We start from the raw sequence: 24199 nt of genomic DNA, 5'->3' as shown, positions 1-24199 counted from the left end.
GGGTCGGGCTCGCCACATCCGGTGAGCCCGACCCGGGGCAGTTCCGCGATTGGGTGTTACAACACTCCATTCGCACGTTGTCACCACCGTGTCGGCCGTCCGACGCGCCCCCTGTCTGGAGGACCACCCCATGGGCCGTTATCTGTTGAGACGGCTGCTCCAACTCGTGCCGGTCTTCATCGGCTCGACGTTCCTCATCTATGCCCTCGTCTGGGCCGTACCGGGCGACCCCTTCGCCGGTAAGTGCGGCGAGCGCCGCTGCCCGGACCAATACGTGGCGTTCATGACCGAGAAGTACCACCTGGACCAGAACGTCTTCGTGCAGTACTTCAACTACATGAAGAACCTGCTCCAGGGTGACTTCGGTCAGACCTTCTCGCAGCGCGACATCGGCGGCATCATCGCCACGGCGTACCCCAACACGCTGAAGCTGGCCCTGGTCGCGCTCGCCATCGAGGCCGTGATCGGTCTCGGCGCCGGCGTCCTGACCGGTCTGCGCCGCAACGGTTTCCTGGACAACCTGGTCCTGGTCTCCACGCTCTTCCTGCTCGCGCTGCCGGTGTTCGTGGTCGGCTTCGTGCTGCAGTGGCTGCTGGGCGTGCAGTGGGGCATCATCAAGCCGACCGTCTCCTCCGAGATGCGGTGGTCCGAGCTGATCGTGCCGGGCTTCGTGCTCGGCAGCGCGTCGGTGGCGTACATCGCGCGGGTGGCACGAACGAGCATCGCGGAGAACCGCCGTGCCGACTACGTGCGCACCGCCATCGCCAAGGGTCTGCCGATGCGCCGGGTTGTCGGGGTGCACCTGCTGCGCAACTCGCTCATCCCGGTGGTCACCCTGCTCGGCACCGACCTCGGTGCCCTGATGGGCGGCGCGATCATCACCGAGGGGATCTTCGGTATCAACGGCATCGGCCGTGAGGTCTACCGCGCGATCATCACCAAAGAGAGCGCCACCGTGGTAGGGATCGTGGTCGTCCTGGTGCTGGTCTATCTCGTGATGAACCTGCTGGTTGACCTGCTCTACGCCGCCCTGGACCCGAGGATCCGCTATGAGTGACCCGAGTACCGCATCGATCGTCAGCACCCCTGCCGCGCACCCGACCGACTCTCCGGCCTCCGCCACCGCGGGCGCGCCGCAGAGCAACGAGAAGCCGCGTGGCCTGCTGGGTGACGCCTGGCGCGACCTCCGGCGTAAGCCGCTGTTCTGGGTCTCGGCCACGCTGATCGTGTTCTTCCTGCTGATGGCGGCCTTCCCGGCGCTGTTCGCCCCGGGTGACGCGGTCAACGGATCGCTGTCCCGCAGCCTCGACAAGCCGTCCGCCAATGGCTGGTTCGGCTACGACGTGCAGGGCCGGGACGTCTACGCCCGGGTCATCTACGGCGCGCGGGCGTCCATCATCGTGGCCATGCTCTCGGTGATCGGCACCCTGCTCGTCGGTGGAGCGATGGGCGTCATCGCCGGCTACCGCGGTGGCTGGGTGGACGGGCTGCTGAGCCGGATCGGCGACGTGTTCTTCGGTGTGCCGTTCGTGCTCGGCGCGATCGTCATCCTGACCACGTTCAACGGCTCGGGTTCCGGCAACAGCAAGGCCCAGATCATGGCCCTCGTGATCATCTCGTTGATCGTGTTGAGCTGGCCGGTCGTGATGCGGCTGATGCGCTCCTCGGTGCTCGCCACCAGGGACGCCGACTACATCATCGCGGCCCGCGCACTGGGTGCCGGCAGCGGCCGGATCATCCTCAAGCACCTGCTCCCGAACTGCCTGGCCCCGCTGCTGGTCTACGGCACGATCATGGTCGGCTCGTTCATCGGCGCCGAGGCCACCCTGTCGTTCCTGGGTGTCGGCCTGAAGTCGCCGGTGGTGTCCTGGGGCATCATGATCAGCGAGGGCAAGGATTTCATCCGGGTCGCGCCGGGGCTGGTGTTCTTCCCCGCCGCGTTCCTCGTCGCCGCAGTGCTGAGCTTCGTGATGCTCGGTGAGGCGGTCCGCGAGGCCCTCGATCCGAAACTCCGCTAGGGGAGATCCAGTGTCCGACATTCTCGTGTCCGAGCAGTCCGCGCCGGGATCCGGCGGGTCCGGACGTCCCTCTGGCCGGCTGCTCGAGGTCGACGACCTGCGGGTGGAGTTCCGCACCCGGGACGGCGTCGCAAAGGTCATCAACGGAGTCACGTACCACGTCGACGCGGGGGAGACCCTCGCCGTGCTCGGCGAGTCCGGCTCCGGCAAGAGCGTCACCGCGCAGACCATCATGGGCATCCTCGACACGCCGCCCGGCTTCGTCACCGGCGGCCAGGTTCGCTTCAACGGCAAGGACATGCTCCGCATGTCCGACGAGGAGCGTCGCCGCATCCGCGGCGAGGGCATCGCGATGATCTTCCAGGACGCGCTCTCCGCGCTGAACCCCGTCTTCACCGTCGGGTTCCAGATCGCCGAGCAGTTCCGGGTCCGGCGGGGCATGGGTCGCGCCGAGGCCAAGAAGCGCGCGATCGAGATGCTCGACCAGGTCAAGATCCCGAACGCCAAGGGCCGGTTCAACAACTACCCACACCAGTTCTCCGGTGGTATGCGGCAGCGCGCGATGATCGCGATGTCGCTGGCGCTCGACCCGGAGGTGCTGATCGCGGACGAGCCGACCACCGCGCTCGACGTGACCGTGCAGGCCCAGATCATGGACCTGCTCGCCGAGCTCCAGCGTGAGCGGCAGATGGGCATGATCCTGATCACCCACGACCTCGGCGTGGTCGCCGACGTCGCGGACCGGATCGCGGTCATGTACGCCGGCCGGATCGTTGAGGAAGCCGACGTGTACGAGCTGTACGCCAAGCCGGCGCACCCGTACACGTTGGGTCTGATCGACTCGATCCCGCGCCTCGACGAGAAGGGGCAGCAGCTCCGGACGATCAAGGGCCTCCCGCCGAACCTGATGAACATCCCGCCGGGCTGCCCGTTCAACCCGCGGTGCCCGATGGCTCAGCCGGTGTGCCGGGAGAAGGTCCCGCCGCTGCTGCAGGTCGGCCCCGCCCGGGCCAGCGCCTGCCACTTCGCCGAGGAGCTGGTGAACCGTGTCTGAGAACATCCTCGAGGTCAATGACCTGGTCAAGCACTACCCCGTCACGCAGGGTGTGGTGTTCAAGAAGACCGTCGGTCAGGTCAAGGCGGTCGACGGGGTCTCGTTCGGTCTGCGCGCTGGCGAGACGCTCGGTGTGGTCGGCGAGTCCGGTTGCGGCAAGTCGACGCTCGCCCGGGTGCTGATGAACCTGGAGAAGCCGACCGCCGGCAACGTGGTCTACAAGGGCCAGGACATCTCCAAGCTCTCCGGTGGGGCGCTGCGACGCCTGCGCCGGCAGATCCAGCTGGTGATGCAGGACCCGTACACCTCGCTGAACCCCCGGATGACCGTCGGTGACCTGCTCGGCGAGCCGTTCGAGATCCACCCGGAGGTGGCGCCGAAGGGCAGCCGCCGGGCCAAGGTCCGCGAACTGCTCGACCTGGTCGGGCTCAACCCGGAGCACATCAACAGGTACCCGCACCAGTTCTCCGGCGGGCAGCGGCAGCGCATCGGCATCGCCCGCGCGCTCGCCCTGCGGCCCGAGATCATCGTCTGTGACGAGCCGGTGTCGGCGCTGGACGTCTCCATCCAGGCTCAGGTGATGAACCTGCTGGAACGGTTGCAGGGCGAGTTTGGGCTCTCGTACATCTTCATCGCCCACGACCTGTCCGTGGTCCGCCACCTGTCGGACCGGGTCGCGGTGATGTATCTCGGCAAGATCGTCGAGATCGGCACCGAGGACGAGATCTACGAGCGGCCGACCCACCCGTACACCCAGGCTCTGCTGTCGGCGGTGCCGGTTCCGGACCCGACGCAGCGGAACAACAAGACGATCATCCGGCTCACGGGCGATGTGCCGTCGCCGATCAGCCCGCCCTCGGGCTGCCGGTTCCGGACCCGCTGCTGGAAGGCGCAGGAAGTCTGCGCCGAGCAGGTCCCGCTGCTGGAGATTCGGCGGGACTCGGACCACCCGAGCGCCTGCCACTTCGCGGAGCGGCGCGAGATCGTCGCCACCCACGAGGCCTGAGTCACCCGAGACCGCCTGCCGACGTCACCCACGACGACGGCAGGCGGTTTCGTCTGTCTGTGACCCGGCCAGACCGCTTCCCGGCCGGCCCGGGCGCACCGCCCGCCATCGGGCTCAGAGGGGGCCGCGGCCGGCGCGGAGCAGCAGCAGGGCCAACTGGGTGCCGTCGGCACCGAGCGCGACGCGGAACCGTTCCAGGATCTTCCGCTCCCGGGAGAGCACCAGGCGCGTGCCGCCGGACGCCATCCGGGTCGCACCGACCTCCTGGGACAGGGCGGCCCGCTCCTGCCAGAGCGCGATCATCGCGTTGTCGATCTCGTCGATCCGCTCCCGGATCTGCACGATCCTCGCCGAGGCGGTTGGTTCCTCGGTGCCGGTCCGTGCCTCGACCGGCGTGGCGTTGTCGACCGCCGCCGACGTGGGCACTGTCGCCTCGGTCCCGTTCGGCGCGGGTTGCTCCGCCTCGGGCCGGGCCGGGCCGCCGCTCTGCTCCATCACGTCTGCCATCATCGGGTACCCCTCGCACTGTGGTGCCCGGTGCCCGGAACCCGGGACGGAAAAAGCCCCGGACTCCAGGAGCCCGGGGCTTTTTGCAGGTCTGAATCGATCAGGCGCGACCTACGGCAGCCGGACTCCCGGTGCCATAGTAAAAGTGGTAGCGCGCAGCGATCACGCTGACGAGTATGCCGGCGCCGGCCGCGGCTGCGCAAGCGTCCGGCGGCCCTTGCCCGCGCCGCGGCGCAGCGGTCGGGGGAGTGTCCGACCGGCGGCATAGACTTGTCGGGCGATGCATCCTCTCTTCGACATTCCCGCGTCCCCGCCTGCGCCGGAGTCCGCGCCGGCCCGCCCGCACCGACCCGGGCCGGCCCCCGCGCGCCCCGATCCGCAGCAGTTGCTCGCCGGGCTCAACGGGCCTCAGCGCGACGCCGTCAGCCACGCCGGCTCGCCGCTGCTGATCGTGGCCGGCGCCGGATCCGGCAAGACCCGGGTGCTCACGCACCGGATCGCCTACCTGCTCGCCGCACGGGACGTCCACCCCGGTGAGATCATCGCGATCACCTTCACCAACAAGGCCGCCGGCGAGATGAAGGAGCGCGTCGCCGCGCTCGTCGGTCCGCGGGCGCGCCTGATGTGGGTGTCGACGTTCCACTCGGCCTGCGTGCGGATCCTGCGTGCCGAGCACGAGCACGCCGGCCTCAAGTCGACGTTCTCGATCTACGACGCGGACGACTCCCGCCGGCTGATGCAGTTGGTGACCCGCGAGTTGGATCTCGACCCGAAGCGCTACCCGGCGCGGGGGCTGGCGGCCCAGGTCTCCAACCTCAAGAACGAACTGGTCGATCCGGAGCAGTTCGCGGCACGGGCCACCGGCCCCAATGAGCGGGCGCTCGCCGAGGCGTACACGCTCTACCAGCGCCGGCTGCGTGAGGCGCACGCACTGGACTTCGACGACCTGATCATGACCACGGTGCACCTGCTCCAGTCCCACCCGCACGTCGCGGAGAGCTACCGTCGGCGCTTCCGGCACGTGCTGGTGGACGAGTACCAGGACACCAACCACGCCCAGTACATCCTGATCAAGGAGCTGGTCTCCGGCACCGAGGGGGTGGAGCCGGCCGAGCTGTGCGTGGTCGGCGACGCCGACCAGTCGATCTACGCGTTCCGGGGCGCGACGATCCGCAACATCCTGGAGTTCGAGCGGGACTACACCGACGCGCGAACGATCCTGCTGGAGCAGAACTACCGCTCCACCCAGACCATCCTCAACGCGGCCAACGCGGTGATCGACCGCAACACCTCCCGCAAGCCCAAGCGGCTGTGGAGCGAGGCCGGCGCCGGTGAGCAGATCGTCGGCTACGTGGCCGACACCGAGCACGCCGAGGCCGACTGGGTGGCCCGGGAGATCGACCGACTGGTCGACGCCGACGAGACACGCCCCGGCGACGTCGCGGTCTTCTACCGCACCAACGCCCAGTCCCGCGTGTTCGAAGAGGTGTTCATCCGCATCGGCCTGCCCTACAAGGTGGTCGGCGGGGTGCGCTTCTACGAGCGCAAGGAGGTCCGCGACGCACTGGCGTACCTGCGTTCGGTGGTCAACGACGACGACACGGTGAGCCTGCGGCGGGTCCTCAACACCCCGCGCCGGGGGATCGGCGACCGCGCCGAGGCGTGTGTCGAGGCGCTCTCCAGCCGGGACCGGATCTCGTTCGGCGCGGCGTTGCGCCGGGCCCGGGAGGCGCCGGGCATCTCCAGCCGGGCGGCCAACGGCATCGCCGACTTCGTGGCGCTGCTCGACGGCGCCCGCGAGCTGTCCGAGACCGGCACCCCGGAGGAGGTGCTGGAGGCGCTGCTGACCCGCTCGGGCTACCTCACGGAGCTGGAGGAGAGCCTGGATCCGCAGGACGCCGGTCGGGTGGACAACCTCCAGGAGTTGGTGAGCGTCGCCCGGGAGTACACCGAGCGGATCGAGTCGCAGGGCGAGGAGGGGGAGCGGGCCACCCTGGCCGGCTTCCTGGAGCAGGTGGCTCTGGTCGCCGACGCCGACCAGATCCCCTCCGACGACCCCGACCACCAGGGCGTGGTCACCCTGATGACGCTGCACACCGCCAAGGGGCTGGAGTTCCCGGTCGTCTTCCTGACCGGGCTGGAGGACGGCGTCTTCCCGCACCTGCGCTCGCTGGGCGACACCCGCGAGTTGGAGGAGGAGCGCCGGCTGGCGTACGTCGGCATCACCCGCGCCCGACAGCGGCTCTACCTGTCCCGCGCGGTGACCCGCTCGGCCTGGGGGCAGCCGTCCTACAACCCGCCGTCGCGGTTCCTGGAGGAGTTGCCGACCGAGCTGGTGCACTGGGAGCGCACCGAGGGGTCGTACACCTCGTGGGCCGGCGGGGGCGGCGGCGTCGGTGGCCGCGCGGACCGCGCGCCCGGCGCGCGTGGCAACTTCACCGGGGGTACGCCGAAGGCGGCCCAGTTGGCGCAGCGGCTCGGCGTGGACGCCAGCCGGCTGACCACGGCCAGTGAGCTGCCGCAGGGGCCGAAGGTGTCGGCCGGCGACCGGGTCAATCACCAGCGGTACGGGTTGGGGCGGGTGCTCGCCGTCGAGGGGCACGGCCCAGGTGCCCGCGCGCAGATCGACTTCGGCGACCAGACGATGTGGCTGGTGCTCCGGCACGCCCCGGTCGACAAGCTCTGACCCCGGCACGCCTGGAGACTATGGTCGCCGCACGGTGCTCAGGCCGTCGCGGACGATCGTGAGCATCCGGTCTCGGGCCGCCGGGGCGGCGGTGTCGCGCTCGCGGACCGCGCAACCGACCAGGAACGCTTTCAGGTCGGCGGCGTCGACGTCGGGACGGACCGCGCCTGCGCGCTGAGCGGCGCTGAGCAGTTCGGTCAGGACATGATTGAGGTCGTGTTCGCCCTTTGCAGCCGCGGCGGCGATGTCGAACCCGGTGCCGGAGAGCGCGTCGGCCAGTGCGCGGTTTGTCGCACCCTCGGCGGCCATGCTGGTGAGAAATTCGAACAGAGCCGGGCCTGCTTCATGAGTGGCACGCAGCTCGATCGCCCTGGTGACCAGGCGTTTGGCCACGCTCTGCACGATCGCCTCGTAGAGCGATTCCTTGGTCGGGAAGTGTCGACTGACGGTGCCGGTGCCGACGCCGGCGCGGCGGGCGATCTCGTGGATCGGCACCGTCGGCCCATCCGTGGCAAACGCATCGATCGCGGCGTGCAGAACCTTCGCCCGGTTGCGTACGCCATCGGCACGCGGCTTGCGTTGCTCGGCGATTTCGGACTCCTAAACGGGATGGTCATCCCGTATGCTCAAGCGGGATGGCGGTTCCGATTATAGGTGGTGGGCGCATTGTCCAAACCTTCGCGTGCGCGACGAGACCTGGGCCGGTGGTTGATCGGGCTGTATGCGGCGTTCGTCGTCGAGCACGCCTACGGGGCGGCCCGGTACGGCACCCCGATCAGGCTCGTCGGCCTCCTGCCGCTGGGGTTGCTACTGGTGCTGGCGCTGGCGCTGCTCGCGCGACATGCCCGCACCGGCAGCCGTCTGGCGCTCTCCGCCGGCGCGATCGTGGTCGCCGTGGCGTTCGTCGGCTTGGCCGGCCTCGTTGAGGGCGGTTTCAACCACGCCCTCAAGCTCGCGTTCCACGCCGTGGGTATGCCCGACGACAGGTTGCGGCACGTGTTCGGTGGGTTGAATTTCGTGGTGCCCGACGATGTGGTCTTCGAGGGGGTCGGCACGGCAACGCTGGGCCTGGCCGGAGCGGTGGCCTGGCACCTGGCGCAACTGCTGCGCTCCGCTCGATTGCCGGACTCCAACGCGTCGGTGCGGCGCGCCGGTGTGGCCGTCCTGGTCGCGGCGGGTGCGCTGCTCGGCGCGTACGTCACCGAGCCGCTCGGCCACGCAGGCCTTGTCACTCTCGCCATCCTTGGCACCGCCCTCGGGGTCACGCTGATGGTGGTGTCCGGGGTGGTTGGACAAACGGGATGCGCGTCCCGTATCTTCCATCTAAACGGGATGCACATCCCGTTTAAATGACGAGGGGAAGCCGCGTGAAACCGTCGCTCGTTCTGAAGGCTGTCGCGGTGCTCGACATCGTCGTTCTGGGTGCGGTGTGGCTCATCGCGCCCGGGATCGGCCTTGCTGACCACCCAGATGCCCGTTCGCTGCTTGTGGCACGGGCGCTCGGCACCGATCTGGTGGTCGTCGGTGTGATGAACTGGATCATCAGTGGCCGTGACGACGCAGCCATGCGGCCGTTCCTGCTGCCGAACATTGTGATGCACGTGGTGCCGGCGGCAATCATCGTCACCCTGATTTTCAGCGGTGCCTTCGGTGCCGCGGACTGGCTCGGCGCCGGTCTGCACATCGCACCGGTCGTGGTGCTGACCTGGTGCCTGGCATCACCGACGCAACGACGCGCGGCACGCGCCCAGGCCCACGCCTGAACGATGCGCCGGCCGCCGGCGGCGGCACCCCCGGCCAGACTAGGTGGGTGGTGCTTCGGCACTCCTTCCTAGAGGTTGCGCTAGGACCGCGCGGGGAGTTGGCGCACGTGGGGCGGGCCGCAGCGCCGAAGGTATCGGGACGTGAACCAAGGTCTATTTTCGCTCCCCGGACGTGGCCGACACCGCATCCGGGCCGGATAGTGGACAGCGTGAGCCTGGAGATCAGAGGTATCTCATACATCGCTGGCCATAGCTCCGGCGAGGCGGTGCGCCGGGACATGCGTGCCATCCGCGAGACCCTGCACTGCACGACGGTGATGGTGATCGGCACCGATACCGGCGCGCAGATGGAGGCGGCGCGGAGCGCCCTGGACGTCGGGCTCGATGTCTACATCCGGCCGTATGTCGCCGACCGCCCGCGCCGCGAGATCCTGGCCCATCTCACGGCGACGGCCACCGCGGCCGAGGAACTACGCGTCGACTACCCGGGTCGAGTCACGCTGCTGGTCGGCAGCGAGTTCTCCCTCACCTCCCCGGGGATGGTCCCGGGACCCCGTGTCTTCATCCGGCTGCAGGTGCTGGTGCGGTGGCGACGCTTCTTCGACCGCCGGATCACCCGCAAGCTCAACGCCCTGCTCGGCGCCGCCCTGCCCGTCGCCCGCGCCGCGTTCCACGGGCCGGTCACCTACGCCGCGGGCTTCTGGGAGAAGGTCGACTGGTCCGGCTTCGACCTCATCGGCGTCAACCTCTACCGTTTCGGCCCCGACCCCGCCGCGTACCAGCAACGGCTGCGCGCCCTGCTGCACGAGGCGGACAAACCGGTGGTCATCACCGAGTTCGGATGCGGCGCCCACCTCGGCGCCGAGCGCCGCGGGCCCGGCTCGTTCCGGATCGTGAACTGGTTCGCCCAACCGCCCCGAGTCAGGGACGGACACGTACGCGACGAGTCCACCCAGTCGGCGTACCTGGCCGAGCTCATCGACCTCTACGCCGCACACGGCGTACACGGCTGCTTCGTCTTCACCTTCGTCATGCCGGACTTCCCGCACCACGCGGACCCGCGTCGCGACCTGGACATGGCCGGCTTCGGCGTGGTGCGGGTGCCCTCCGAGGACCCGTCCCAGTGGGAGCCGAAGGAGGCGTTCCACCAGGTGGCGCGGCGTTACGAGGCAGCCGAGCGTGCCGCCGCTGGCAGCGGCACGGCTGGGTGATCCTCGATTCGCTGCCTCAGCAGCCCAGGTCCACGCCGTGCGAGCGCATGAACGGGGCGGGGTCGATCTGGTTCCACATGCCCTGGTGCACCTCGAAGTGCAGGTGCGGGCCGGTGGCGTCGCCGGTCGCGCCCTCGTAGCCGATGACCTGGCCGGCCTTGACCGCCTGCCCCACGGTGACCGCGATGCGGCTCTGGTGGGCGTAGTGGGTCAGGTACCCGTTGCCGTGATCGATGAAGACGGAGTTGCCGTACCCGTCGGACGCGTCACCGGCCTGGGTCACGGTGCCGGCGGCCGCGGCGCGAATCGGCGTACCGGAGGGCAGTGCCAGGTCGATGCCGGCGTGCAGGGTGCCCCAGCGCTGCCCGTAGCAGGAGGTGACCTCGGCTCCCGGCATCGGGTTGACCCAGGCGGGCGTGGGCTTGGTGGTCTTCTTCGGCTTCGGCTTGGCCTTCGCGGTGGCCGTCTTCGCGGGTGCCGGGCTGGCGCTGGTCGCCGACGGGGTCGGCGTGGGGCTGCCCGAGGGAGTGACCGGGGTGCTCGACTCGCGAGTCGAGCGGTCGGCCCGGCTGGCGGCCTCGTTGCGGGACTGCGCGTCGAGGGAGACGGCGGCGGGCGCCGGCTGGTCGGTGCCGGTGGTGGCGACGACGACGCCACCGAGGCCGAGGGCGAGCAGAGCGGCGGCGCCGAGCACGATGAGGCGGTTGCGCCGACGGGGGAGTTCCGGCGGCCCGGTGGGAGCGGTGTCGCGGGTGTTCTCGTTCTGGACGGGGCTGTCTTCTTGCACGGCGGACCTTCACAGTCGAGGGGCACTTGACCTCGAAATACTGGTGTCGGGCCGGGTTGGAGGCGGGATGGGGACCGGGGGCCGGGCGATGGAGGGCGGCTCACCTGCCCGGATATGACCCGCTCTGCGGTGCTACGACCGGAAAAGTGATCATGCGGTGCGGTGTCGCCGCTCACAATCTCCACTGTGACCTGGGAGACATCGGCCAACGAAAACCGCCCGGATCGACAGATCCGGGCGGTCAACGGTCGGTACGCAACGTCAGGAGCCGGCTACCTCGCTGTAAATTGCCTCGACTTGCAGCTTGATGTCCACTCCGCGGTCCTGCAGGAACGGCACCGGGTCCATCGGCTTGCCCTTGACATGGATCTCGAGGTGCAGGTGGGTGCCGTAGGCGTGACCGGTCTGGCCGACCAGGCCGAGCTGGTCGCCCGCCTTGATCTGCTGGCCTTCCTTGACGCTCACCGCGGAGGAGTGGCCGTAGATGGCCTCGCTGCCGTCGGCGTGCTGAACGATCACGGCGTTGCCGTACCCGCCGAACCAGCCGGCCTTGGTGACCAGGCCGTCGTGGATCGCCACAAAGGGCGTGCCCTCGGCGGCGACCAGGTCGACGCCGGTGTGCATCTTGCCCCAGCGCATCCCGTAGGGGGAGTTGAAGTCGTAGCCCTGAAGCGGCAGCAGCCACACCTCGGGCTCGGCGCTGTCCTTGCTGCGGCTGTCCCGCGAGGCGCGGTCGGCGTTGTCGGCGCGGGCCTTCACGTCCTGGCTGGTGACCGACGCCTGCTTGAGCTCGTCGAGCACCTTCGGGCTGACGTCCTTGGCGTCCGGCAGGGCGCTGGCGCCGAGTGCGACGATGCCGGCTCCGACGAAAGCGGTGGTGACGACAGCGGCGTAACGGCTACGCGGTGGGGTGGGCACGCGGCGACGACCGCGATATCGATCGGGCTCAGACGACAGGCGCTGGCGCACGCACACCCTCCGTTGTCGGGGTTCCGAAGCGGCCGGTGGACGTTCGTGAAGCTCCGATGAACGTCCGCTGACCGCGTCGTCACCCGTCCATGGACCTGATGACAACCGTGGACACGTTAGCCAACCACCAGAGGAGTCACAAGCTAGAGCGAGAAATTGGCGTGTCGATCTGTCCGTTTGCGTCCATGATTGTCATGCATCGTGACGCCGAACGGTGCCCCAGATGCTGCCCGTTCGTCGCCGAGCGTGACCGGTCCGGCGGACTCGTCCGGCTTGACTGCGGGCAGCGCCGGGCCACGCCGGGGCGGCGCGGATAGCGTCGGTGCGACCACTCCCGGCCGGCAGCGGTCGCGGCGGGCACCTGTCGGGCGCGGAACCCGGATTTCCCGGGCCGGGCCCGCCGGGTTACCGTTCGTTCAGGTGAAGGCCGTGAAGCCGGTGAAAGGTGTGCGCTGATGAGCTCTCGAATTCGGGTCGTCGTCGCCAAGCCCGGTCTGGACGGCCACGACCGGGGAGCGAAGGTCGTCGCGCGCGCACTGCGCGACGCGGGGATGGAGGTCGTCTACACCGGCCTGCACCAGACCCCCGAGCAGATCGTGGAGACCGCCATCCAGGAGGACGCCGACGCGGTCGGCCTGTCCGTCCTCTCCGGCGCGCACATGACGTTGTTCCGGCGGGTGCTGGAACTGCTCGGTGAGCGGGACGCCCGCGACATCGTCGTGTTCGGTGGCGGCATCATTCCGAACGGCGACATTCCCGAGCTGGAAAAGCTGGGAGTCGCGAAGATCTTCACGCCGGGCGCCACCACTCAGGCGATCGTCGAGTGGGTCCGAGAGAACGTCGCGCAGCCGGTTTCCTGAGGCTCGCCGCGACGGTCGGCTCTGGCGAGGCGGATTTGGGCACGGGGGAGGGGCCGGACGCACCCCTCACACGTCCGGCCCCTCTATGCACGATGCCCCGCCGCCACCCCTCGACCGACAGGGCATCGGCCGTATCCCGTCTTTGCGCTGCTCAGCGCTCCGACATCTGACTCAACGACGCCCCCACGGCCGGGTTACGCCACCGGGGCAACATCGCCCGGACGGTGGATGCGGACCGGGTCGTGGTCGGAAACCGGCCGCTCCCGATGTCCGGTTGTGCATTACCGCACACCACGCACCCGCTCGGTTGCCGGCGGTGCCGGCCTCGCTAGGCTGCGGCCAATGGCCTGTTTCAACTGATGACAGGCGTCAAACTGTTTTTGAACGCTGGTGGCGGCGCGACGGCGCGCCGCGGAGACGGGACGGGACGCGCAATCGTGGACCTGTACGAGTACCAGGGGCGGGACCTGTTCGAGCGGCACGGCTTGCCCGTGTTGGCCGGCGGCGTCGCCACTACCCCGGAAGAGGCCCGTGCGATCGCCGACCGCCTCGGCGGTCGCGTGGTCGTCAAGGCGCAGGTGAAGGTCGGCGGCCGCGGTAAGGCCGGCGGCGTCAAGCTGGCCGAGGGCGCCGAGGAGACGGTGGCCCGTGCCACCGACATCCTCGGCATGGACATCAAGGGCCACACCGTCCACAAGGTCATGATCACGGTGACCGCGGACGTGGCCGAGGAGTACTACTTCTCGTACCTGCTCGACCGGGCGAACCGCACCTTCCTCTGCATCGCCAGCGTGGCCGGCGGCATGGACATCGAGCAGGTCGCCGCCGACACCCCCGACAAGGTGGTGAAGGCCCCGATCGACGCCGTCAAGGGCGTGGACGAGGCCAAGGCTCGCGAGATCGTGACCGCCGCCGGTTTCCCGGCCGAGGTCGCCGACCAGGTGGTCGAGATCGCCGTCGGCCTGTGGCAGGCGTTCGTCGCCGAGGACGCCACCCTGGTCGAGGTCAACCCGCTCGCCAAGAACGGCGACGGCCGGATGCTGCTGCTCGATGCCAAGATCAGCCTGGACGAGAACGCCGCGTTCCGGCACCCGGACCACGAGGCGCTCGTGGACCAGGCCGCCGTGGACCCGCTGGAGCAGGCCGCCAAGGCCAAGGACCTCAACTACGTCAAGCTCGACGGCGAAGTCGGCATCATCGGCAACGGCGCGGGTCTGGTCATGTCGACCCTCGACGTCGTCGCGTACGCCGGTGAGCGGCACGGCAACGTCAAGCCGGCCAACTTCCTCGACATCGGCGGCGGTGCGAGCGCCGCGGTGATGGCGAACGGGCTGGAGATCGTGCTCTCCGACCCGGCCGTGAAGAGCGTCTTCGTCAACGTCTTCGGCGGCATCACCGCCTGCGACGAGGTCGCCAACGGCATCATCCAGGCGCTGGCCCTGCTGGAGCAGCGCGGCGAGCAGGTCACCAAGCCGCTCGTCGTCCGTCTCGACGGCAACAACGCCGAGGCTGGCCGGGCGATCCTGGACAGCGCGAACAACCCGCTCGTGCAGCGGGTGGACACCATGGACGGTGCGGCCGAGCGGGCCGCCGAGCTGGCAGCTGCGGGGGTCTGATCATGGCTATCTGGCTGACCAAGGACTCGAAGGTCATCGTTCAGGGGATGACCGGCTCCGAGGGTTCCAAGCACACCCGGCGGATGCTCGCCGCCGGCACGAACGTGGTGGGCGGCGTCAACCCGCGCAAGGCGGGCCAGACCGTCGACTTCGACGGCACCGAGCTGCCGGTCTTCGCGTCGGTCGCGGACGCGATGGCCGAGACCGGGGCCGACGTCACGGTCATCTTCGTGCCGCCGCAGTTCACCAAGGCCGCCGTGGTCGAGGCGATCGACGCCGCGATCGGCCTGGCCGTGGTGATCACCGAGGGCGTGCCGGTACACGACACCGCGTCGTTCTGGGCGTACAACGTGTCCAAGGGTGAGCAGACCCGGATCATCGGGCCGAACTGCCCCGGCATCGCCTCGCCCGGCGCGTCCAACGCCGGCATCATCCCGGCCGACATCACCGGCTCCGGCCGGATCGGCCTGGTCAGCAAAAGCGGCACGCTGACCTACCAGATGATGTACGAGCTGCGCGACATCGGCTTCTCCACCTGCGTCGGCATCGGCGGTGACCCGATCATCGGGACCACCCACATCGACGCCCTGGCGGCGTTCGAGGCCGACCCGGAGACCGACGCCATCGTGATGATCGGTGAGATCGGTGGCGACGCCGAGGAGCGGGCCGCCGAGTTCATCAAGGCGAACGTCACCAAGCCGGTGGTCGGCTACATCGCCGGCTTCACCGCCCCGCCCGGCAAGACCATGGGTCACGCCGGGGCGATCATCTCCGGCTCGGCCGGCACCGCCGAGGCGAAGCAGGCGGCGCTGGAGGCGGTCGGCGTCAAGGTCGGCAAGACGCCGACCGAGACCGCCAAGCTGATGCGGGAGATCATGTCCGGCAACTGAGCCGGCCAGGCAACACCGGAGGGGGTCGACCGCAGCTTGGTCGGCCCCCTCCGGCGTACCACCGGGGCGTCGAACGGACCGTAGGCTGCCGGCGTGCTGACAGTGCAGCGGCTGAGGGCCGACCACGCGGACGCTCTGCTGGCGTTCGAACGGGAGAACCGGGCGTACTTCGCGCGCTCGGTGCCGGATCGTGGCGACGCGTATTTTTCCGGGTTCGCCGATCGGCACCGGGCGTTGTTGGCCGAGCAGGAGGCGGGCCTGTGTCACTTCCACGTCGTCCTGACCGAGCAGGGTGACCTGGTCGGCCGGGTCAACCTCGTGGATGTCGCGGCCGGGTTCGCCGAACTCGGCTACCGGGTCGGTGAGCGGGCCGCCGGCAAGGGCGTCGCCACCGCGGCTGTCGAGCAGGTGTGCCACCTGGCCGCCGACGACTACCGGCTCGCCGGTCTCACCGCGCTGGCCACCCTCGACAACCCGGCGTCCCAGGCGGTGCTGGCACGCACCGGTTTCACCGTGACCGGTGAAACCAGCATCGGTGGCCGCCCGGCTCTGCGCTACCAGCGTCAGCTCGCTGGTCGACCGGCTCGCTCAGTCGTTGTTCCAGAACGGGTAGTTGCCGGTCGCCCGCAGGATCGCGCCGCCGATGATGTTGATCACGCCGAAGACGATGGCGAGGTAGCCGAGCAACGGTGACTGCCCGGACCGGCGGGCGTCCCGGATCGACAGGTAGCCGAAGATGATGCCCAGGATGCCGCAGCAGATCAGCCCCAGCACGATGCCCAGCACACCCCAGAGCGTGGTCCGGTCCCGTCCCCGGGCCGGTGGGGGCGGGGGTGGCGGGTATGGCGTCGTCACAGCTTCCTCCGGGCGGTCGTGGACGGCGAGCCGGCCGGACCGCGACCGGCGGACCCGACCCGGGCGGTGGCGACTCGCGCCCCCTCTGGCCGAGGCTAGACCGGACCGGGTCGCCGAGGCCCTGGTTCGGTCAACTCGTCGCCCTTCGGACGGGTTAACGGACTGCCACCGCCTTCCCGACGTGCCAGAGTAGAGCGGATGTCCCCCGTCACCCCTGACCGTCCCAGCCGTCCCGGCGGTGTGCGCGCCGACGACCGGCCGGTCGACCGTGCCGCGCCGGCCCGACGGGTGCCCGCGCCCCGCTCGGGCGGGACGCCACGCGGGCGTGCGCCGCTGCCCGTCGCCGCCGGGGTGGCCGCCTGCTGGGCCGCGCTCACCTCCTACCTGCCGGTCGCCATCGTGCTCGGCCTGGTTCAACTCGGCACGGATTCCAGCACTCTGACCAACACCCTGCGCACCGCGCTGGCCGGGTGGCTGCTCGGGCACGGCGTGCCGCTGCACACCGCGTCCGGTCCGCTGGGGCTCGCCCCGCTGGCGCTGACCGTGCTGGCGCTGTGGCGGCTGACCCGGGCCGGTGTGCACGTCAGCCGCGCGATCGGCGCCCGCGACACCCGCTCACCGCGACGGGCGCTGCTCGCCGCGGGCTCGGTCGGCATCGCGTACGCGCTGCTTGGCGCCCTCGCGGCGGTGCTGATCGGCGCCAACGGACCGGATGTGTCGGTGGTCCGGGCCGGAGTGACGTTCGCGGCGGTCGGCACCCTCGCCGCGCTGGTCGGCGCGACCCGCGTCACCGCCGTGACCCGGCTGCTCGTCACCCGGCTGCCGGCCCCGGTGCGCGACGGCGTGCGCAGCGGTCTGGTGGCCGGGCTGCTGCTGCTCGGCGCGGGTGCCGGGGCGGCCGGCCTGGCGGTGGCCACCGGCGGCGGCGACGCGGCCGACATGATCGGCGCGTACCGGACCGGGGTCGCCGGGCAGGCCGGGATCACCCTGGTCAGCGCCGCGTACGCGCCGAACGCGGCGATCTGGTCGGCCAGCTACCTGCTGGGGCCGGGTTTCGCGGTCGGCATCGACACCGCGGTCCGCACCAGCGAGGTGTCGGTCGGCGCGTTGCCGGCCGTGCCACTTCTCGCCGGTCTGCCGCGAGGTCCGGTGGACGGTCTCGGCGCTCTCCTGCTCGCGGTGCCCGTGCTGGCCGGGATGGTCGCCGGCTGGTTGCTCGCCCGCCGGGTGGCTCGACTCGCCGGTCCGGAGCGGGCCCCGCAGCGCTGGGCCGAGGTGCTGGTGCCGGCGGCGCTGGCCGGGCCGGTGGCCGGAGTGCTGCTCGGCGTGGCCGCCGCGCTGTCCGGCGGGTCGCTCGGCGCCGGCCGGCTGGCGCAGGTCGGGCCGGTGGGCTGGCAGGTCGGAGCGGTGGCGGCAGGTGTGATCGCGGTCGGCGCACTCCTCGGCGCCGCGGCCACCCGAGCGCTCAGCCGCGCCCCGGCCCAGTAGGAGCGCTCAGCCCGGCCCGGTAGGCCAGGCCCCGGCCGCGTCTTCGTGCGGGTGAACGAGCGCGGGGCGCCCCGGACGAATCCGGAGCGCCCCGTCGACAGCGAGCCTGGTCAGGGCTGGCCGGGCAACGTCACCTGTGCCACGACGGACACGATGATCAACACGATGCCGAGCCCGACGGCGACCGCGCCGCAGATCAGGCCGGCCTTGGCCTGCCCGGCGTTGCTGGCCTGGCCCTGGGCGACCTTCTTCCGGGCGAGGTAACCGGTGACCACTGCCGCGATGCCGACCGGGATGCCCAGGGAGAAGCAGCAGAGCAGCGGGATCGCCGCGATACCGAGGATCATCGACACCAGGCCGAGGGTGTTGTTCTGCCCCTGCGCCTGCGGGTACCCGGCGTTCGGGTAACCCGGGGCGTTGCCGTACTGGGGCTGCTGCTGGCCGTACGGGTCCTGGTACGCCGGCGGCTGACCGTACGGCTGGCCGGAGGTGGGCTGCTGGCCGTACGGGGCCTGCGGTGCGCCGTACGGGTCCTGCTGACCGTAGGGCTGGCCCGAGGTGGGCTGCTGGCCGTACGGGGGCTGGGGTGCCGCGTACGGGTCCTGCTGACCGTAGGGCTGACCGTAGGGCTGGCCGGAGGTGGGCTGCTGGCCGTACGGGGCGGCGGGCGGCGGGGGGGCGGTCGGGTCCTGGTTGGGCTGCTGGCCGTACGGGTCCTGACCGGGGTTACCGGGCTGCATTCGAAGAGCTCCTTGGACTGGTTCCGTCAGTTACTGCTGTGTGTTTCCATCCATGATCGCGTTCAGTCCTCCCGATGCCCAGTGCGGCAACCGGTAGACATTCTTCCCGAAGCGCAGGAAAAGGCAGTTCTTGCTCAACTCCGCGGGTCGGGCCAGCGCCGTAGCGCGGGTGGGCGGGACGTTCGGCCCGAGCGAGCGGCAGCGTACCGGGTCGATGCACGTCGACGCTGTCGAAGATCGGCGCACCGCCCAGCGGAGGGGCATCCTGACCTGCCCGATAGGGTGGCCCGGTGACCGAGCCCGCGCCTGTCGCCCGCATCGTCGTCCTCATCTCCGGCTCCGGGAGCAACCTTCAGTCGCTGCTGGATGCCGCCGCCGACCCCGCGTACGGCGCACAGGTCGTCGCGGTCGGCGCGGACCGCGACGGCATCGCGGGCCTGGACCGGGCCGACGCGGCCGGGGTGCCGACCTTCGTCGAGCGGGTCCGCGACCACGACACCCGGGAGGACTGGGACCGGGCGCTCACCGCGCACGTCGCGAAGCACCAACCCGACCTGGTCATCTCCGCCGGCTTCCTCAAGCTGGTCGGCCCGCACTTCCTCGCCGCCTTCGGTGACCGCTACCTGAACACCCACAACACCCTGCTGCCGGCGTTCCCCGGCATCCACGGTCCGCGGGACGCCCTCGCCTACGGCGTGAAGCTCACCGGGGCCACCCTCTTCTTCGTCGACGCCGGTATGGACACCGGGCCGATCGTCGCGCAGGTCGCGGTGCCGGTGCTCGACGACGACGACGTCGACACGCTCACCGAGCGCATCAAGGAAGCCGAGCGGCGCCAGCTCGTCGAGCAGGTCGGTCGCCTGGTCCGCGAAGGCTGGACCATCACCGGAAGGAAGGTCACGGTTCCGTGAGTCCCACTCAGGACGGGCGCCGCCCGATCAGGCGGGCGCTGGTCAGCGTCTACGACAAGACCGGGCTGGTCGAGCTGGCCCAGGCCCTGCACGCGGCCGGCGTGGAGATCGTGTCCACCGGCAGCACGGCGGGCACCATCGCCGCCGCCGGGGTGCCGGTGACGCCGGTGGAGACGGTGACCGGGTTCCCCGAGGTGCTCGACGGTCGGGTGAAGACCCTGCACCCCAAGGTGCACGCGGGTCTCCTCGCCGACCTGCGCAAGGACACGCACGTGGCGCAGCTCGACGAGCTGGGGGTGGCGGCGTTCGACCTGCTGGTCTCCAACCTCTACCCGTTCCAGGCGACCGTCGCGTCCGGCGCCGGCGTCGAGGAGTGCGTGGAGCAGATCGACATCGGTGGCCCGGCCATGGTGCGGGCCGCCGCCAAGAACCACGCCTCGGTCGCCGTGCTCACCGACCCGGCCGGTTACCCGGCGCTGCTCGGCGCGCTCAGCGAGGGTGGCTTCACCCTGGCCCAGCGTCGGGCGCTGGCCGCCCGGGCGTTCGCCGACATCGCCGAGTACGACGTCGCGGTGGCCCAGTGGTGTGCCCAGGAGCTGGCGCCGGCCGACGACTCCTGGCCGCAGTTCGCGGGGCTGGCGCTGCGCAAGTCGACCGTGCTGCGGTACGGCGAGAACCCGCACCAGCCGGCGGCTCTCTACACCGACCCGGACGCCCCCGCCGGGCTGGCCCAGGCCGAGCAGCTGCACGGCAAGGAGATGTCGTACAACAACTACGTCGACGCGGACGCCGCCTGGCGGGCCGCGAACGACTTCGCCGACCAGCCGGCGGTGGCGATCATCAAGCACGCCAACCCGTGCGGCATCGCGGTGGGTGCGGACGTGGCCGAGGCGCACCGCAAGGCGCACGCCTGCGACCCGGTGTCGGCGTACGGCGGGGTGATCGCGGTCAACCGGCCGGTCTCGGTCGAGCTGGCCCGGCAGGTCGCCGACATCTTCACCGAGGTCGTGGTCGCGCCCGGCTTCGACGACGGCGCGGTCGAGGTGTTGCAGGGCAAGAAGAACATCCGGCTGCTGCGGGCGCCGGCCTGGACCCCGGCGCTGGTGGAGCTGCGGCAGGTGACCGGAGGCGTACTGGCCCAGGTCGCCGACCGGGTGAACGCCCCCGGCGACGACCCGGCGAACTGGCAGTTGGCGACCGGAGAGGCCGCCGACGAGGAGCTGTTGCGGGACCTCGCGTTCGCCTGGCGGGCGGTCCGCGCGGTGAAGAGCAACGCGATCCTGCTCGCCAAGGACGGCGCCACCGTCGGCGTCGGCATGGGTCAGGTCAACCGGGTCGACTCGGCGCAGCTCGCGGTCACCCGCGCCGGCGCCGACCGGGCCCGTGGCTCGGTCGCCGCCTCGGACGCGTTCTTCCCGTTCGCCGACGGCCCGCAGATCCTCCTCGACGCCGGCGTCCGCGCCATCGTGCAGCCGGGAGGCTCCATCCGCGACGAAGAGGTCATCGAAGCGGCCAAAAAGGCAAACGTGACGATGTACCTAACGGGAACCCGCCACTTCTTCCACTAACCCCACCCCCTGTTCGCGTCGATCATGGAGTTGTGGTGCCCCGCAAAAGGGGTACCGGCCAAGAAATCGGCCACCACAACTCCATGATCGACGTGTCGGGCGGTCGGTTAGGCCGGGAGGGGTGGGCGGAGTTCGGCGAAGTGGCAGGCCGACGGGTGCGGGTCGGCTGCTCTCGGGACCGTTTGCGGGTCTTCCTTGGCGCAGATGTCCTGGGCCTTCCAGCACCGCGTCCGGAAGTGGCATCCACTCGGCGGGTCGGCCGGGCTGGGCACGTCGCCGACCAGCCGGATCATGTTGCGCTGATCGCGGGCCTCCGGGTCCGGCACCGGCACCGCGGAGAGCAGAGCCTGGGTGTACGGGTGGGTGGCCCGCTCGTAGATCTCGTCCTCGGTGCCGATCTCCACGATCCGGCCGAGGTACATCACCGCCACCCGGTCGGCGATGTGCCGCACCACGGACAGGTCGTGGGCGATGAAGATGTACGAGAGCCCCAACTCGTCCTGGAGCTGCTTCAGCAGGTTGATCACCTGAGCCTGGATGGAGACGTCCAGCGCCGACACCGGCTCGTCGCAGACGATCACCTCGGGCCGCAGGGCGAGCGCGCGGGCGATGCCGATGCGCTGCCGCTGACCGCCGGAGAACTGGTGCGGGTACCTGTTGATGTGCTCCGGGTTGAGCCCGACCAGGTCGAGCAACTCCTGGACCCGCTTCTGCTTGCTGCCCTTCGGCGCGGCATCCGTGTGGATCTCGAACGGCTCGCCGATGATGTCGCCGACGGTCATCCGCGGGTTCAGCGACGTGTACGGGTCCTGCATCACCATCTGCATGTTGCGGCGTACCCGACGCAGCTCGCCCCCGGAGGCCTTGAACAGGTCGCGACCTTCCAGGGTGGCCCGGCCGGAGGTGGGCGTCTCCAGTCGCATCAGCAGTCGGGCGAGGGTGGACTTGCCGCAGCCGGACTCACCGACCACGCCCAGCGTCTCGCCCCGACGCAGCTCGAAGCTCACCCCGTCGACGGCCTTGACCGCGCCGATCTGCCGCTGGAACAGAACGCCCTGCGTGATCGGGAAATGCTTCACCAGGTTGTCGACGGAGAGGATCGTCTCGCCGCGGACCTTCGTGGGGTTAGCGGGCGACGCTGTCATCACGGACCTCCTGCGCGAAGTGGCAAGCGCTGGTCCGGCCGTCGCCGAGGACCAGGTCGTGCGGTACGACGTCCACGCAGACCTGCTGGACGTACGGGCACCGGGGGTGGAACGGGCAGCCGGACGGGATCCGCATCAGGTTCGGCGGCAACCCCTTGATCGTCGACAGTTCCGCGCCGCGGACGTCCAGGCGCGGGATCGACTCCAACAAACCCTTGGTGTACGGGTGGGCGGGCGCCTTGTAGAGCGAGCGGACGTCGGCGTGTTCGACGATCCGGCCGGCGTACATGACCGCGATCCGGTCCGCGACTCCGGCGACCACACCCAGGTCGTGGGTGATCAGGATCATCGCCATGTTGCGTTCCCGGCGCAGGTCGGCCAGCAGGTCCATGATCTGGGCCTGGACGGTCACGTCGAGCGCCGTGGTGGGCTCGTCGGCGATCAACACCTTCGGGTCCAACGCCAGCGCCATCGCGATCATGACGCGCTGCCGCATGCCGCCGGAGAACTGGTGCGGGTAGTCGCCGATCCGCTTGGCGGCCCCCGGGATCTTGACCAGGTCCATCAGCTCGATGGCGCGACGTCGGGCGTCGGACCGGGACATGCCGGCGCGCTGACGCAGCGTCTCGCCGATCTGCCAGCCGACCGGGAACACCGGGTTCAGGGCGGAGAGCGCGTCCTGGAAGATCATCGCGATCTCCTGGCCGCGGATCTGCCGGCGCTGTTCCTCGGAGCGGGTGAGCAGGTCCTGACCCTGGTAGAGGATCTGCCCGGAGCGGACGAACGCCGGCGGGGTGTCCAGGATGCCCATGATCGCCTGGGCGGTGACGGACTTGCCCGAGCCGGACTCGCCGAGCACGGCAAGCGTCTCGCCGGCGTCCAGGTGGTAGGACACGCCGTTGATCACCCGGGCCACGCCCTCGTTGGTGCGGAACTCGACGTGCAGGTCCCGCAGCTCCAGCAGGTGGCCGCCCTCGGGCGTGGCGGAGGCGGGCGTCGGTTGAACGGTCATGGCTGTGCCTGCCTTTCGCTCGCGACCGCGGGGCTCGCTTCGCTCACTTCTCGCGCTCGCATGAGTCACCGCAGCTTCGGGTCGAAGGCGTCACGGATCGCGTCGCCGAGCATGATGAACGCCAGCACGGTCAACGCGAGGAATGCCGACGGGACGATCAGCGGTGTGGCCGCCTCCCGCATGTGGATGCGGCCGGTGTCGATGTCCTGACCCCACGAGATGGTCGGCGCCTTCAGGCCGATGCCCAGGAAGGACAGCGTCGCCTCGGCCGCGATGAACGAGCCGAGCGCGATGGTCAGCACGACGATGACCGGGGCCAGCGAGTTCGGCAGGATGTGCCGCCACATGATCCGGCTGTTGCCGGCGCCGAGCATCCGCGCCGCCGAGACGTAGTCCTGCTCCTTGGCGGTGATCACCGAGGACCGGACCACGCGGGCGGCGGTGGTCCAACCGAGCAGGGCCAGCACGAAGACGACCGCACCGATCCGGGCCCACTGGTTGTCGCTGGACACCCGCTTGAGCAGCACGATCGCGGCCAGCAGCAGCGGGATGCCGAGCACCACGTCGATCACCCGGGACAGCACCGCGTCGACCCAGCGGCCGAAGTAGCCGGCCAGCATGCCGATCACCAGCGCGATGATCCCGGTGCCGAGCGCCGCGAGCGCGCCGACCAGCAGCGAGGCGCGGGTGCCGTAGACCGCCCGGGAGTACGTGTCGCAGCCCTGGAAGTCGTACCCGAAGATGGCCCCGCCGGACGGCCCGGCGTGCTGCCGGGAGAGCAGGCAGTCGTTCGGGTTGTTGGCGGTGAACACCCCGGGGAGCAGCGCCATCAGGGTGAAGATCACGACAAGCGCCAGCGAGATCCAGAAGATCGGGTTGCGGCGCAGATCGCGCCAGGCGTCCCCGGCCAGGCTGCGGGGCTTGTTCGCGGCGCCGACCTGGTTGGGTGTACCCGGCTCACCCGAGGGGCCACGCCGCGCGGCCTGGTTCTCGCTGGCCGCCACAGTCTCAAAGTCACTCATGCCGCCACCTCGCTGCGCTCACTCATGCCGCCACCTCGCTGCGCTCGGCGCCGGCATGAGTGCCCAGGCACGCTGCGCTGATGATTCGTTC

At 70.3% G+C, this 24199-nt stretch carries 24 protein-coding genes; 15 read left to right on the top strand and 9 right to left on the bottom strand.

The annotated features are described in order from the left end of the window. Window positions 1–130: 130 nt before the first annotated feature. Genes AB0A90_RS15170 through AB0A90_RS15155 form a run of 4 tightly spaced genes read left to right on the top strand, consistent with a single transcriptional unit; the run spans window position 131 to window position 4078 of the window. Window positions 131–1057, top strand: a complete 927-nt coding sequence (locus tag AB0A90_RS15170; RefSeq protein ID WP_357247074.1) for an ABC transporter permease — start codon at window positions 131–133, stop codon at window positions 1055–1057. Continuing rightward, entirely contained in the window at window positions 1050–2018 is a 969-nt protein-coding gene (locus tag AB0A90_RS15165; protein WP_357247071.1) for an ABC transporter permease, read from the top strand. Before AB0A90_RS15170 ends, AB0A90_RS15165 begins: the two co-directional genes overlap by 8 nt. A gap of 25 nt (window positions 2019–2043) precedes the next feature. After that, window positions 2044–3072 (top strand): ABC transporter ATP-binding protein, encoded by a 1029-nt coding sequence (locus AB0A90_RS15160; protein ID WP_357247193.1) that lies wholly within the window; start codon window positions 2044–2046, stop codon window positions 3070–3072. Then, window positions 3065–4078: a dipeptide ABC transporter ATP-binding protein gene (locus tag AB0A90_RS15155; protein ID WP_357247068.1), complete on the top strand. Its 1014-nt coding sequence runs from the start codon at window positions 3065–3067 to the stop codon at window positions 4076–4078. Before AB0A90_RS15160 ends, AB0A90_RS15155 begins: the two co-directional genes overlap by 8 nt. A gap of 114 nt (window positions 4079–4192) precedes the next feature. Here AB0A90_RS15155 and AB0A90_RS15150 read toward each other — a convergent pair whose 3' ends face one another. Beyond that, window positions 4193–4588: a chorismate mutase gene (locus AB0A90_RS15150; RefSeq protein WP_357247065.1), complete on the bottom strand. Its 396-nt coding sequence runs from the start codon at window positions 4586–4588 to the stop codon at window positions 4193–4195. Between the two features lie 277 nt (window positions 4589–4865). Between AB0A90_RS15150 and pcrA the strand changes: the two genes are divergently transcribed. Then, entirely contained in the window at window positions 4866–7271 is a 2406-nt protein-coding gene (gene pcrA / locus AB0A90_RS15145) for a DNA helicase PcrA (RefSeq protein ID WP_357247062.1), read from the top strand. A gap of 18 nt (window positions 7272–7289) precedes the next feature. Here pcrA and AB0A90_RS15140 read toward each other — a convergent pair whose 3' ends face one another. Further along, on the bottom strand, window positions 7290–7796 hold the full coding sequence (locus AB0A90_RS15140; protein ID WP_357247190.1) for a helix-turn-helix domain-containing protein: 507 nt from the start codon (window positions 7794–7796) through the stop codon (window positions 7290–7292). Window positions 7797–7928: 132 nt separating this feature from the next. Here AB0A90_RS15140 and AB0A90_RS15135 point away from each other — a divergent pair, with 132 nt between their 5' ends. The 3 genes from AB0A90_RS15135 (at window position 7929) to AB0A90_RS15125 (ending at window position 10245) form a co-directional block, all read left to right on the top strand. Then, the gene (locus AB0A90_RS15135; RefSeq protein WP_357247059.1) at window positions 7929–8624 is read left to right on the top strand and encodes a hypothetical protein; all 696 of its coding nucleotides are present in this window, start codon (window positions 7929–7931) and stop codon (window positions 8622–8624) included. Window positions 8625–8638: 14 nt separating this feature from the next. After that, on the top strand, window positions 8639–9034 hold the full coding sequence (locus AB0A90_RS15130) for a hypothetical protein (protein ID WP_357247056.1): 396 nt from the start codon (window positions 8639–8641) through the stop codon (window positions 9032–9034). A gap of 278 nt (window positions 9035–9312) precedes the next feature. Next, a complete protein-coding gene (locus AB0A90_RS15125) occupies window positions 9313–10245 on the top strand; it encodes a hypothetical protein (RefSeq protein WP_357247053.1) in 933 nt (310 codons plus the stop codon). 16 nt (window positions 10246–10261) lie between these two features. On the opposite strand, the gene AB0A90_RS15120 is transcribed toward AB0A90_RS15125, so the two are convergent. Beyond that, window positions 10262–11032, bottom strand: a complete 771-nt coding sequence (locus tag AB0A90_RS15120) for a M23 family metallopeptidase (protein ID WP_357247050.1) — start codon at window positions 11030–11032, stop codon at window positions 10262–10264. Between the two features lie 261 nt (window positions 11033–11293). Next, window positions 11294–12001, bottom strand: a complete 708-nt coding sequence (locus AB0A90_RS15115) for a M23 family metallopeptidase (RefSeq protein WP_357247047.1) — start codon at window positions 11999–12001, stop codon at window positions 11294–11296. Between the two features lie 455 nt (window positions 12002–12456). Here AB0A90_RS15115 and AB0A90_RS15110 point away from each other — a divergent pair, with 455 nt between their 5' ends. The 4 genes from AB0A90_RS15110 (at window position 12457) to AB0A90_RS15095 (ending at window position 16060) form a co-directional block, all read left to right on the top strand. Next, a complete protein-coding gene (locus AB0A90_RS15110) occupies window positions 12457–12861 on the top strand; it encodes a cobalamin B12-binding domain-containing protein (protein ID WP_088987674.1) in 405 nt (134 codons plus the stop codon). A gap of 437 nt (window positions 12862–13298) precedes the next feature. Then, on the top strand, window positions 13299–14477 hold the full coding sequence (gene sucC, locus AB0A90_RS15105) for an ADP-forming succinate--CoA ligase subunit beta (RefSeq protein ID WP_357247044.1): 1179 nt from the start codon (window positions 13299–13301) through the stop codon (window positions 14475–14477). A 2-nt stretch (window positions 14478–14479) separates the two neighbouring features. Continuing rightward, on the top strand, window positions 14480–15367 hold the full coding sequence (gene sucD, locus AB0A90_RS15100) for a succinate--CoA ligase subunit alpha (RefSeq protein WP_357247041.1): 888 nt from the start codon (window positions 14480–14482) through the stop codon (window positions 15365–15367). A 93-nt stretch (window positions 15368–15460) separates the two neighbouring features. Next, complete coding sequence (locus AB0A90_RS15095) at window positions 15461–16060, top strand: GNAT family N-acetyltransferase (RefSeq protein WP_357247038.1); 600 nt, start codon at window positions 15461–15463, stop codon at window positions 16058–16060. On the opposite strand, the gene AB0A90_RS15090 is transcribed toward AB0A90_RS15095, so the two are convergent. Further along, window positions 15956–16222, bottom strand: a complete 267-nt coding sequence (locus AB0A90_RS15090; RefSeq protein ID WP_357247035.1) for a DUF4190 domain-containing protein — start codon at window positions 16220–16222, stop codon at window positions 15956–15958. The genes AB0A90_RS15095 and AB0A90_RS15090 overlap by 105 nt on opposite strands. A 198-nt stretch (window positions 16223–16420) precedes the next feature. Here AB0A90_RS15090 and AB0A90_RS15085 point away from each other — a divergent pair, with 198 nt between their 5' ends. Beyond that, window positions 16421–17710: a DUF6350 family protein gene (locus AB0A90_RS15085; protein WP_357247033.1), complete on the top strand. Its 1290-nt coding sequence runs from the start codon at window positions 16421–16423 to the stop codon at window positions 17708–17710. A gap of 110 nt (window positions 17711–17820) precedes the next feature. On the opposite strand, the gene AB0A90_RS15080 is transcribed toward AB0A90_RS15085, so the two are convergent. Then, window positions 17821–18450 (bottom strand): DUF4190 domain-containing protein, encoded by a 630-nt coding sequence (locus AB0A90_RS15080; RefSeq protein WP_357247030.1) that lies wholly within the window; start codon window positions 18448–18450, stop codon window positions 17821–17823. Between the two features lie 290 nt (window positions 18451–18740). Here AB0A90_RS15080 and purN point away from each other — a divergent pair, with 290 nt between their 5' ends. Next, entirely contained in the window at window positions 18741–19361 is a 621-nt protein-coding gene (purN, locus tag AB0A90_RS15075; RefSeq protein WP_091406347.1) for a phosphoribosylglycinamide formyltransferase, read from the top strand. Continuing rightward, entirely contained in the window at window positions 19358–20929 is a 1572-nt protein-coding gene (gene purH, locus AB0A90_RS15070; protein WP_357247027.1) for a bifunctional phosphoribosylaminoimidazolecarboxamide formyltransferase/IMP cyclohydrolase, read from the top strand. Before purN ends, purH begins: the two co-directional genes overlap by 4 nt. A 107-nt stretch (window positions 20930–21036) precedes the next feature. On the opposite strand, the gene AB0A90_RS15065 is transcribed toward purH, so the two are convergent. The 3 genes from AB0A90_RS15065 to AB0A90_RS15055 all read right to left on the bottom strand — a co-directional run bounded on the left by AB0A90_RS15065 (window position 21037) and on the right by AB0A90_RS15055 (window position 24108). After that, complete coding sequence (locus AB0A90_RS15065) at window positions 21037–22074, bottom strand: dipeptide ABC transporter ATP-binding protein (protein ID WP_357247024.1); 1038 nt, start codon at window positions 22072–22074, stop codon at window positions 21037–21039. Further along, window positions 22055–23086 carry an ABC transporter ATP-binding protein gene (locus AB0A90_RS15060; RefSeq protein WP_357247021.1) on the bottom strand — a complete coding sequence of 344 codons (1032 nt, stop codon included), beginning with the start codon at window positions 23084–23086 and terminating at the stop codon, window positions 22055–22057. The genes AB0A90_RS15065 and AB0A90_RS15060 overlap by 20 nt, the downstream gene beginning before the upstream one ends. 65 nt (window positions 23087–23151) lie before the next feature. Next, window positions 23152–24108: an ABC transporter permease gene (locus tag AB0A90_RS15055; protein WP_357247018.1), complete on the bottom strand. Its 957-nt coding sequence runs from the start codon at window positions 24106–24108 to the stop codon at window positions 23152–23154. Window positions 24109–24199 lie beyond the last annotated feature (91 nt).

This window comes from Micromonospora sp. NPDC049204, from assembly GCF_040647935.1.
Classification (GTDB): Bacteria; Actinomycetota; Actinomycetes; order Mycobacteriales; family Micromonosporaceae; genus Micromonospora.
The sequence above is the reverse complement of the archived record's forward strand: the minus strand, read 5'-3'. Positions and strand labels throughout refer to the sequence as shown.

Bases quoted from the DNA above. Each gene is read 5' to 3' on its own strand.
- AB0A90_RS15170 (WP_357247074.1), top strand. From the start codon at position 131: ATGGGCCGTTATCTGTTGAGACGGCTGCTCCAACTCGTGCCGGTCTTC.
- AB0A90_RS15165 (WP_357247071.1), top strand. From the start codon at position 1,050: ATGAGTGACCCGAGTACCGCATCGATCGTCAGCACCCCTGCCGCGCAC.
- AB0A90_RS15150 (WP_357247065.1), bottom strand. From the start codon at position 4,588: ATGATGGCAGACGTGATGGAGCAGAGCGGCGGCCCGGCCCGGCCCGAG.
- pcrA (WP_357247062.1), top strand. From the start codon at position 4,866: ATGCATCCTCTCTTCGACATTCCCGCGTCCCCGCCTGCGCCGGAGTCC.
- AB0A90_RS15125 (WP_357247053.1), top strand. From the start codon at position 9,313: ATGCGTGCCATCCGCGAGACCCTGCACTGCACGACGGTGATGGTGATC.
- AB0A90_RS15110 (WP_088987674.1), top strand. From the start codon at position 12,457: ATGAGCTCTCGAATTCGGGTCGTCGTCGCCAAGCCCGGTCTGGACGGC.
- sucD (WP_357247041.1), top strand. From the start codon at position 14,480: ATGGCTATCTGGCTGACCAAGGACTCGAAGGTCATCGTTCAGGGGATG.
- AB0A90_RS15085 (WP_357247033.1), top strand. From the start codon at position 16,421: ATGTCCCCCGTCACCCCTGACCGTCCCAGCCGTCCCGGCGGTGTGCGC.
- AB0A90_RS15080 (WP_357247030.1), bottom strand. From the start codon at position 18,450: ATGCAGCCCGGTAACCCCGGTCAGGACCCGTACGGCCAGCAGCCCAAC.
- AB0A90_RS15065 (WP_357247024.1), bottom strand. From the start codon at position 22,074: ATGACAGCGTCGCCCGCTAACCCCACGAAGGTCCGCGGCGAGACGATC.
- AB0A90_RS15060 (WP_357247021.1), bottom strand. From the start codon at position 23,086: ATGACCGTTCAACCGACGCCCGCCTCCGCCACGCCCGAGGGCGGCCAC.
- AB0A90_RS15055 (WP_357247018.1), bottom strand. From the start codon at position 24,108: ATGAGTGACTTTGAGACTGTGGCGGCCAGCGAGAACCAGGCCGCGCGG.